10 protein-coding genes are annotated in these 9,191 nt (G+C 64.1%); 6 read left to right on the top strand and 4 right to left on the bottom strand.

Annotation, left to right across the window (positions count from 1 at the left end; genetic code table 11):
• Nucleotides 1–287: 287 nt before the first annotated feature.
• On the top strand, nucleotides 288–923 hold the full coding sequence (locus AC0L3S_RS38320) for a LysE family translocator (protein WP_473285045.1): 636 nt from the start codon (nucleotides 288–290) through the stop codon (nucleotides 921–923).
• A 149-nt stretch (nucleotides 924–1,072) separates the two neighbouring features.
• Here the strand turns inward: AC0L3S_RS38320 and AC0L3S_RS38315 are convergent, their stop codons facing one another.
• Complete coding sequence (locus tag AC0L3S_RS38315; protein ID WP_473285043.1) at nucleotides 1,073–1,699, bottom strand: glutathione S-transferase family protein; 627 nt, start codon at nucleotides 1,697–1,699, stop codon at nucleotides 1,073–1,075.
• Between the two features lie 175 nt (nucleotides 1,700–1,874).
• Here AC0L3S_RS38315 and pyrE point away from each other — a divergent pair, with 175 nt between their 5' ends.
• Both pyrE and AC0L3S_RS38305 read left to right on the top strand, forming a co-directional pair.
• Entirely contained in the window at nucleotides 1,875–2,438 is a 564-nt protein-coding gene (gene pyrE, locus AC0L3S_RS38310; RefSeq protein ID WP_473265117.1) for an orotate phosphoribosyltransferase, read from the top strand.
• 269 nt (nucleotides 2,439–2,707) lie between these two features.
• A complete protein-coding gene (locus AC0L3S_RS38305; RefSeq protein ID WP_473285047.1) occupies nucleotides 2,708–3,487 on the top strand; it encodes a DUF2865 domain-containing protein in 780 nt (259 codons plus the stop codon).
• 122 nt (nucleotides 3,488–3,609) lie between these two features.
• On the opposite strand, the gene AC0L3S_RS38300 is transcribed toward AC0L3S_RS38305, so the two are convergent.
• Complete coding sequence (locus AC0L3S_RS38300) at nucleotides 3,610–4,041, bottom strand: hypothetical protein (RefSeq protein ID WP_473285041.1); 432 nt, start codon at nucleotides 4,039–4,041, stop codon at nucleotides 3,610–3,612.
• A gap of 193 nt (nucleotides 4,042–4,234) precedes the next feature.
• Here AC0L3S_RS38300 and AC0L3S_RS38295 point away from each other — a divergent pair, with 193 nt between their 5' ends.
• Entirely contained in the window at nucleotides 4,235–4,525 is a 291-nt protein-coding gene (locus AC0L3S_RS38295; RefSeq protein ID WP_473265115.1) for a GIY-YIG nuclease family protein, read from the top strand.
• Nucleotides 4,526–4,618: 93 nt separating this feature from the next.
• Here the strand turns inward: AC0L3S_RS38295 and AC0L3S_RS38290 are convergent, their stop codons facing one another.
• On the bottom strand, nucleotides 4,619–4,849 hold the full coding sequence (locus tag AC0L3S_RS38290; RefSeq protein ID WP_473285039.1) for a hypothetical protein: 231 nt from the start codon (nucleotides 4,847–4,849) through the stop codon (nucleotides 4,619–4,621).
• A gap of 242 nt (nucleotides 4,850–5,091) precedes the next feature.
• On the opposite strand from AC0L3S_RS38290, the gene AC0L3S_RS38285 reads away from it, so the two are divergent.
• Both AC0L3S_RS38285 and AC0L3S_RS38280 read left to right on the top strand, forming a co-directional pair.
• A complete protein-coding gene (locus AC0L3S_RS38285) occupies nucleotides 5,092–7,608 on the top strand; it encodes a glycogen/starch/alpha-glucan phosphorylase (protein WP_473285037.1) in 2,517 nt (838 codons plus the stop codon).
• 94 nt (nucleotides 7,609–7,702) lie between these two features.
• Nucleotides 7,703–8,518, top strand: coding sequence for an acyl-CoA thioesterase (locus tag AC0L3S_RS38280; protein WP_473285035.1), 816 nt, complete (start codon nucleotides 7,703–7,705; stop codon nucleotides 8,516–8,518).
• 139 nt (nucleotides 8,519–8,657) lie between these two features.
• On the opposite strand, the gene AC0L3S_RS38275 is transcribed toward AC0L3S_RS38280, so the two are convergent.
• Nucleotides 8,658–9,191 (bottom strand): phosphoenolpyruvate carboxykinase (ATP) (locus AC0L3S_RS38275; RefSeq protein ID WP_473285033.1); only part of this gene is annotated, 534 nt, incomplete at its 5' end.

The raw sequence follows: 9,191 nt of genomic DNA, 5'->3' as shown, positions 1-9,191 counted from the left end.
CGCCTTGGCCGGTGGCCACCGGCCAAGGCGCTAAGTCACTTCCATCGCACAAATGCTGGCCGTGCAGATACAAGGGGGTACAGGTACCACGGCCATCTCATGCGTGGAGAGGGCCCCTCACCCCAACCCTCTCAGCGCGAGCGAAGCTCGTCGCGGCCCCGTAAGAACGGGGCGAGGGAGCGCAGCGAGCGCGCGGCGGCGAATCGAATTGTCCTCCGTGCAATTGTGCGATGGCACGGCGAGGCCTCGAATACTAAAATCGTGCCATCTCCGGTGCCGGTTCAGCCATGCCCCACACCTCCGCCCTGCTCGGCTTCGCCCTCGTCTGCCTCGGTCTCGTACTCACGCCCGGGCCGAACATGGTCTACCTGATTTCCCGTTCGATCACGCAAGGGCCGGCAGCGGGCATCGTCTCGCTCGGCGGCGTGGCGCTCGGCTTCGTGTTCTACATGCTGTGCGCCGCATTCGGCATCACGGCGCTGCTGCTCGCCATTCCCTTTGCCTATGACGCGCTGCGCTTTGCCGGCGCCGGTTATCTGTTGTGGCTGGCTTGGCAGGCGGTGAAGCCGGGCGGGCGCTCGCCGTTCCAGGTGAAGCAGCTTGCGATCGACAGCCCGCGCAAATTGTTCGCAATGGGCTTCGTCACCAATCTGCTCAACCCGAAGATCGCGATGCTCTACCTCGCGCTGCTGCCGCAGTTCATCGATCCCAATGCCGGCAGCGTGCTGGCGCAGTCTGTGGTGCTCGGCGCAATCCAGATCGCGATCAGTGTCAGCGTGAATGCCATGATCGCGCTGGCGGCAGGGTCGATCGCGCTGTTCCTCGCAAGCCGGCCAAGCTGGATGGTGGTCCAGCGCTGGCTGATGGGCACGGTGCTGGCCGGGCTCGCGGTACGGATGGCGGTCGAGGCACGGAAGGTGTGAGGGCTTTTTCACCTCTCCCCGCCTGCGGGGAGAGGTCGGATCGCTCTTGCGATCCGGGCGAGGGGGTACAGGTCTCACGGCCATCTCATCCGCGGAGAGAGGCCCCTCACCCCAACCCTCTCCCCGTAAGAACGGGGAGAGGGAGAAGCTCAATCCAGCTTCGCCTCCATGCCCCGCTTCACCGCCGGGCGCGCCATCAGGGCCTCGTACCAGCGCTTGACGTGGGGAAAGTCGGCCAGGTCAACCTTGTGGCGAGGGTGACGCCAGGCCCAGCCCAGGATGGCAAAATCGGCAACCGAGAGCTCGCCGGCGACGAAAGCGCGGGCCTCCAGCCGGCGGTCGAGGACGCCGTAGAGCCGTCGCGTCTCCGCCATGTAGCGCTTGAGGCCGTAGGCGCGGTCCTGCTCGTTCTCGAGCGCGATGAAATGGTGCACCTGACCCGGCATCGGCCCGAAACCGCCCATCTGCCACATCAGCCATTCATAGACGGGGATGCGGCCCGAAAGCGATTTCGGCAGGAATTTGCCGGTCTTTTCGCCGAGATAAAGCAGAATCGCGCCCGACTCGAAGATGCTGACCGGCTTGCCGTCTGGGCCATCGGGATCGAGGATCGCGGGAATCTTGTTGTTAGGCGATAGCTTCAGGAAATCCGGGGCCATCTGCTCGCCCTTGCTGATGTTCACCGGGATCACCTTGTAGGGCAGCCCCATTTCCTCCAGCGCGACCGAGATCTTGCGGCCATTCGGCGTGTTCCAGGTGTGCAGCTCGATGGTCATTTTTCGCGTTTTCCTTCCCGGGGATATCCGGCCTCCACCTACTCCAGAACGTTGCACCACCACAACCGGCGGGCCGGGATGGCCGATCCCTGTTGACGAGGGAAGCCCCCTCTGGAATGTCGGGGCCGTCGCGGATAAATTCCGCCACTTCCAAAAACGCTCCCGAGGGCCCGCCGTGTCTAAATCAGCCTCCCGCGCCCGCCTGTTCGAGATCATCCGCCGGCGCTCTTTCGGCCGCGGCGAGGTGACGCTCGCGTCGGGCCGCAAGAGCGACTTCTACTTCAACCTCAAGCCGACCATGCTCGACCCGGAGGGTGCGACGCTGCTCGCCGAGCTGACCTATGAGGCGCTGAAGGACGACAAGCTCGATTTCATCGGCGGGCTCGAGATGGGCGCGGTGCCGCTCGCCGGCGCGCTAGCGCAGATCTCCTGGATCAAGGGCCATCCCATCGCGGCCTTCTTCGTGCGCAAGAAGCCGAAGGAGCACGGTGCGAAGCTCGCGATCGAAGGACTGCCCAGGGGCGAGACGCTGGAGGGCAAGCGCGTCGTGATCGTCGAGGATGTCACCACCACCGGCGGCTCGGCGATGAAGGCGGTGGAAGCGGTGCGCGAGACCGGCGCGGAAGTGGTGCTGGTGCTGACCATGGTCGACCGCGAGGAAGGCGCCGACGACACCTTTGGCGCGGCCGGGCTTCCATTCCGCTCGCTGTACAAGGCGTCGGAGTTTTTGAAGGCTTGAGCAGCTAGACTATCTCCGCCGTCGTGCCCGGGCTTGACCCGGGCATCCACGTCTTTGCCGCACCAGAGATCGTGGATGGCCGGGACAAGCCCGGCCATGACGACGCCCCCCCCGTCCGGCGACACCGCTCCCCCTCAACCGCTCATTTACCATCCCGCTCTATGGTGAATCACGTGCTGAGACCTGATGGTCCCGGCCGGTTGGGTAGCGTCGGGTGGAGTAAGCGTTTGCGTACAGACATGTCCCATGCGCGCCGGCGGCGTCGCGCGATGCTCGTCGCCGCCACACTGGCAGCACCGCTGCTTGCGGCTCCCGCCCCGGTTTCGGCCGAAGGCCTGTTCGACTTCTTCTTCGGCGGAATGCAGCAACAGCAGCAGCGGCCGCAGCGTGAGGTGCCGCAGCAGGCGAGCTCCTATGCCGATCCCTTCACCGGCCAACAGAATGCCGGAAGCCAGCAATACGTTCCGCCGACACGTTCAGCCGCGGCCGGCGGCTCGGGCCCGGCGTTCTGCGTGCGCAGCTGCGACGGCAAATATTTCCCGCTGATGCGCGGTCTCACCTCGCCCGCGCAGATGTGTCAGGCCTTCTGTCCTGCGAGCGCGACCAAGATCTATTTCGGCTCCTCGATCGACGGCGCAGCGTCGCAGACCGGCGAGCGCTATGCCGATAGCGAGAATGCGTTCGCCTATCGCAAGGCGCTGCGCGCCGACTGCACCTGCAACGGTCGCGAGCCGGTCGGCCTCGCTCCGGTCGATCTGGCGCTGGACTCGTCGCTCAAGCCCGGCGACGTGATCGCCACCAGCGACGGCCTCGTCGCCTATACCGGCATCCGCGTCGGCAACGACCAGGCCGCGGACTTCACCCCGGTCGCCTCCTATCCCGGTCTCACCGCGCAGGTCCGCGCACGGCTCGGCGAGATGAAGGTGGCGCCGGTGCGCGCCGACACGGTGGCGGCGGATGGCCCCGCCGCGGAGATCGTGCGCGAGACGCTGCCCGACGTGACGGTGCCGAAGACGCAGAAGCCGGCGAAGCGGGCGGGGCTGGATTGAAATCCTCATGGTGAGGAGCGCGGAACGCGCGTCTCGAACCATGAAGGCCCGCCTCGAGCAGATCGGCCTTCATGCTTCGAGACGCTTGCTGCGCAAGCTCCTCAGGATGAGGGTTGAGACCGTCACCGCCCGATGATCACGCCGATCACGTTCGGCGCAGCCAGATATTTCTCCTCGATCGCCGCGCGCGCGGCGGCGCGGTTGTCTGCCGTGAGCAGGCCGCGCTTCTCGGCCAGGATCATCCAGCAAAAACCCCACCAGTCGGTGAGCATGCCCTGATCGTCGACGAGGTCATAACCCTGCTCGGCGGCGAAGATGCGCGCATGCGCCTCGTCCAGCGTGTCGAGGAACAGATGGTCCTCGGCCGAGAACAGATCGTCGCTGACGTCGTCGATGGTGTAGCCCCAGATCGACTGGCACACCGCGTTGAACTCGCGGTCGAACTGGTCGTCGTCGACCGCGTAGCGCCGCGCCGCCCGATGCAGCCGCGACAGCGAGCGCGCGAAATCGGCGATCCTGGTGAGGGCAAATTGATCGAAGGCAATGGTGGACATGTAGTCCTCGCGAAGTCTGGCAGACGCTAGATATTGTGTCGGCAACACGCCGAATCACAATGATATATCAAAGACTTGCTAAAGTGTTCTTAATTTGTTCTGATGCTGGTGCGATTGTTGGAGAGTGTCGTCCCGGCGAAAGCCAGGACCCATTACCCCGGTCAGCGTTGCCTTGGCGAAGTTGAGCACACCTATGAGCGCAGGCAGCTACTACGTCTATATTCTCGCAAGCCGTCACCACGGCACGATCTACATCGGCGTGACTAGTCAAATCCGCGCACGGCTTGAATTACACCGGTCGGGTCGAGGCTCCAAGTTCGTGCAAAAGTACAAGATCTTCCGCCTTGTGCACGTTGAAACGTTCGCTACACCGCAAGAGGCGATCGCGCGCGAGAAGCAATTGAAGTTCTGGAAGCGGGATTGGAAGATCAAGCTGATCGAGGAGGAGAATCCCGACTGGAATGACCGGTCGGGCCTCCTCTGAAAGTCGGGGTAATGGGTCCTGGCTTTCGCCAGGACGACATTTGAGTGGGAGCCTTCGCCGGGACGACACCGTTCCTGTAGCGTGCGATCGTCCTCACATCGCCGACATCAACCTGTCCCCACACGCGCTCGCGTAAAACTTGCCGCCGCATTGGCGCTTGATGGCGGCGCAGCGGGTGGCGGGCGTTGCGTTTTGCGGGAGCGAGACGGCGCAGCTCAGGCCGTCGGCGCTACGGCCCATCTTGCTGGCGGCGAAGGCGGCGCTGGAGGCGGTAATGCAGACGACGAGGAAGGTGGCGGCGGCAATTTCGATCAGCCGTCGCATCACAGGTCTCATCAGACCTTTCATCAGAGAGTTCATGGGGCGTCTCCTCCACACTGATGGCTGAATTGGCCGCCATTCTAGCACCAAATCCACGTTTCCCCGTATGCGTCCGGGTTCCCAAATCGGCCCGTTCCTTGCATAATTTTACGCCAGCGCAGTGCACGGTCGCACCAGCGACGGTTCCGGTGCACGGGCAAGATGCGTAGGGTCAGTAGTGTTCTCGCGACCAGGAAGTGACGACTTTGCAAGATTCATCGTTCCAGCCCAATTTCCCCGCCGCCAACCAGCCCATCGACGAACTCGCGCTGGCTGAGATCAAGGGCGCGATCCTGGCGAAGCTGCGCCTTGCCATCGGCAAGGACGCGGGCATGGCGACCAAGCACGACTGGTACCAGGCCGCGGCCCTGGCGTTGCGCGACCGCATCGTGCATCGCTGGCTCACGGCCGAGAAACATAGCTACGATGCCGGGCGCAAGCGCGTCTATTATCTCTCGCTCGAATTCCTGATCGGCCGCCTCTTCAGCGACGCCCTGAACAATATGGGGCTGCTCAAGATATTCGAGGTCGCGCTCGGCGATCTCGGCGTTTCCTTGCCTGAGCTGCGCAAATGCGAGCCGGACGCCGCGCTCGGCAATGGCGGCCTCGGACGGCTCGCCGCCTGCTTCATGGAAAGCATGGCGACGCTGTCGATCCCCGCGATCGGCTACGGCATCCGTTATGATTACGGCCTGTTCCGCCAGATCATCAATCAGGGCTGGCAGCAGGAATATCCGGACGAATGGCTCGGCTTCGGCAATCCCTGGGAATTGCAGCGCCCCGAAGTGATCTACGACATTCGCTTCGGCGGCGGTGTCGAGCATGTCGAAGACAAGGGCCGCGATCGCGCGATCTGGCATCCGTCTGAGACCGTGCAGGCGATGGCCTATGACACGCCGATCGTCGGCTGGCGCGGCCAGCATGTCAACGCGCTTCGGCTGTGGTCGGCGCGCTCGCCCGATCCGTTGAAGCTCGACGCCTTCAACACCGGCGACTATGTCAGCGCCAGCGCCGAGCAGTCGCGCGCGGAAGCGATCTGCAAATTCCTGTACCCGAACGACGAGAGCCCGGCCGGCCGCGAGCTGCGCCTGCGCCAGGAATATTTCTTCGTCTCGGCTTCGCTGCAGGATCTGATCAAGCGGCATCTTGCATCCGACGGCCAGCTCCGCAGCCTGTCGAGCAAGGTCGCGGTGCAGCTCAACGACACCCATCCGAGCCTGGCCGTCACCGAGCTGATGCGGATCCTGATCGACGATCACAATTTCCGCTGGGACGAGGCCTGGAAGATCACGGTCGCCACGCTGTCCTACACCAATCACACGCTGCTGCCCGAGGCGCTCGAGACCTGGCCGGTCGAGCTGTTCGAACGGCTGTTGCCGCGGCATCTCGAGATCATCTACCGCATCAACGTGCAGCATCTCGCGCTCGCGGAAGCGCGCGCCCCCGGCGACATCGACTTCCGCGCCTCGGTCTCGCTGATCGACGAGCGGAGCGGGCGGCGCGTGCGCATGGGCCAGCTCGCCTTCGTCGGCTCACACCGCATCAACGGCGTCTCCGCCATGCATTCGGACCTGATGCGCGAGACCGTGTTCCACGATCTCAACCATCTCTATCCCGGCCGCATCACCAACAAGACCAACGGCATCACCTTCCGCCGCTGGCTGATGCTGGCCAATCCGAAGCTGACCGATCTGTTGCGCGAGACCTGCGGCGATGCCGTGCTCGACGATCCGACGCAGCTCAGCCTGATCGAAGCCCGCGCCAGCGACGTCGAATTCCAGAAGAAGTTCCGCGCAGTCAAGCTTCACAACAAGACCGCGCTGGCCCGCCTGATCGGCGAGCGGCTCGGCATCAAGGTCGATCCGACCGCGCTGTTCGACGTGCAGATCAAGCGCATCCACGAATACAAGCGCCAGCTGCTCAACGTCATCGAGACGGTCGCGCTGTACCAGGCGATCAAGGACGATCCCAACGGCAATTGGGTGCCGCGGGTGAAGATCTTTGCGGGCAAGGCCGCCGCGAGCTACCGCTACGCCAAGCTGATCATCAAGCTGATCAACGACGTTGCGGAAGTCGTCAACAACGATCCCGCGATCGGCGGCAAGCTCAAGGTCGTCTTCCTGCCCGACTACAATGTCAGCCTCGCCGAAGTCATCATTCCCGCGGCCGACCTCTCCGAGCAGATCTCGACGGCCGGCATGGAAGCCTCCGGCACCGGCAACATGAAGCTGTCGCTGAACGGCGCCCTCACCATCGGCACGCTCGACGGCGCCAACATCGAGATCCGCGATCACGTCGGCGCGGAGAACATCGCGATCTTCGGCATGGAAGCCGGCGACGTGATGATCCGGCGCAAGCAGGGGCTGGACGCCTCCGACGTGATCCGCAATTCGCCGAAGCTCCAGCGCGCCATCAACGCGATCGGCGCCGGCGAATTCTCGCCCGGCGATCCCGGCCGCTTCGAATCCATCGCGCACGCGCTGCGCTATCTCGACCATTACATGGTCAGCGCCGATTTCGATTCCTATTACGAGGCGCAGCGCAGCGTCGATGCGCGCTGGCAGGTGGCGCCGGCCTGGACCCGCGCCTCGATCCTCAACGTCGCGCGCATGGCGTGGTTCTCCTCCGACCGCACCATTCGCGAATACGCCGAGGAGATCTGGAACGTGCCGGTGAATCCGACCACGCCGTTGCTGCCGACCTTGCGCGACGTCGCGGGCTGAATTTCCGTGGCGTGAAATCGGTTACTCCCGAGGTAATTGCACAAGCCGGCGACGGACGTGATATGACGTCCGTCATTGAACGCCGGATCAAACAATGCACGCCAAGCTCCCGCACCCTTTCGACGACGCCACTCGCGTCACCGCCGGCGACTCGAGCTGGCAGGGACACACCAGCGACGACTATTGGGCCTTTGTCGGCCCGTTCGGCGGCATCACGGCCGCGACGATCCTGCGTGCGCTGATCGAGCATCCGGAACGTGCCGGCGATCCGCTGGCGCTCACCGTCAATTATTGCGCACCGATCGCGAAGGGGCCGTTCGATCTGGATTTGCGGCTGGTGAAGGCCAACCGCTCCAGCCAGCACTGGAGCGTCGAACTGTCGCAAGGCGGCGGCGAGGTCGCAACGCTCGCCACCGCGGTGTTCGCCGAGCGCCGGCCGTCCTGGGAGCACAGGGTGGCGCAATATCCCGACGCAAAGCCGTTCGACGAGACGATGCCGTTCCCGAAGATCGCGGCGTCCTGGGCCAACCAGTATGAATTCCGCTTCGTCGAGGGCGAGATGCGGATCGGCCCGCCCAAGCCCGAGCTCGCCAGCACTTACTCAAAGCTCTGGATCAGTGATCGCACGCCGCGCAAGCTGGACTTGCCGTCGCTGATGTCGATGTCGGACGCCTTCTTCGGCCGCATCTTTCACGCGCGGCGCGAGCTGGTGCCGTTCGGCACGGTGTCGCTGACGACGTATTTCCACACGGACAGCGAAGAGCTCGCGGCCGAGGACATCACCCGCGTGCTGGCGACGGCCGATTCGAAGATCATGCACAAGAGCTACGCCGACCAGAACGCCGAGCTGTGGTCGCCGAACGGAAGGCTGCTCGCGACCACGACGCAGATCGCGTATTTCAAGGCGTGAAATATCATCCCAGCGTCGTCCCGGCCTAGTGCGCAATTGCGCACTAGGCCGGGACGACACTGAGGGTATGGTTACACTCGCGCAAAAACAAAAAAGAGCGGCCTCACGGCCGCCCCTTTACATTCCAGCCAGAGAGAAACTACTCCGCCGCGAGCTTCACGTCCGGCGCGGCCGCGCGCACTTCGGCGTCGACCTGGGCTTCGAACTTGGCAAAGTTCTTCTGGAACATGCCGACCAGCGCGCGGGCGGTCTTGTCGAACTCGTCCTTGTCCTTCCAGGTGTTGACCGGGTTGAGTATCTCGCTCGGCACGCCCGGCAGCGCGGTCGGGACCGCGAAACCGAAATATTTATCGGTGCGGAATTCGACGTTGCGAAGCGAGCCGTCAAGCGCAGCGGTGAGCAGCGCGCGCGTCACCTTGATCGGCATGCGCGAGCCGGTGCCGTACTTGCCGCCGGTCCACCCCGTGTTGACCAGCCAGCAGTCGACATTGTGCTGGGCGATCAGGTCGCGCAGCATGTTGCCGTAGACGCTGGGGTCGAGCGGCAGGAAGGGCGAACCGAAGCAGGTCGAGAATTCCGGCTGCGGCTCGTTGCCGAGACCGCGCTCGGTGCCCGCGACCTTGGCGGTGTAGCCCGACAGGAAGTGATACATCGCCTGCGCCGGCGAGAGCTT

This window comes from Bradyrhizobium sp. Ken01, assembly GCF_055807355.1.
The sequence above is the reverse complement of the archived record's forward strand: the minus strand, read 5'-3'. Positions and strand labels throughout refer to the sequence as shown.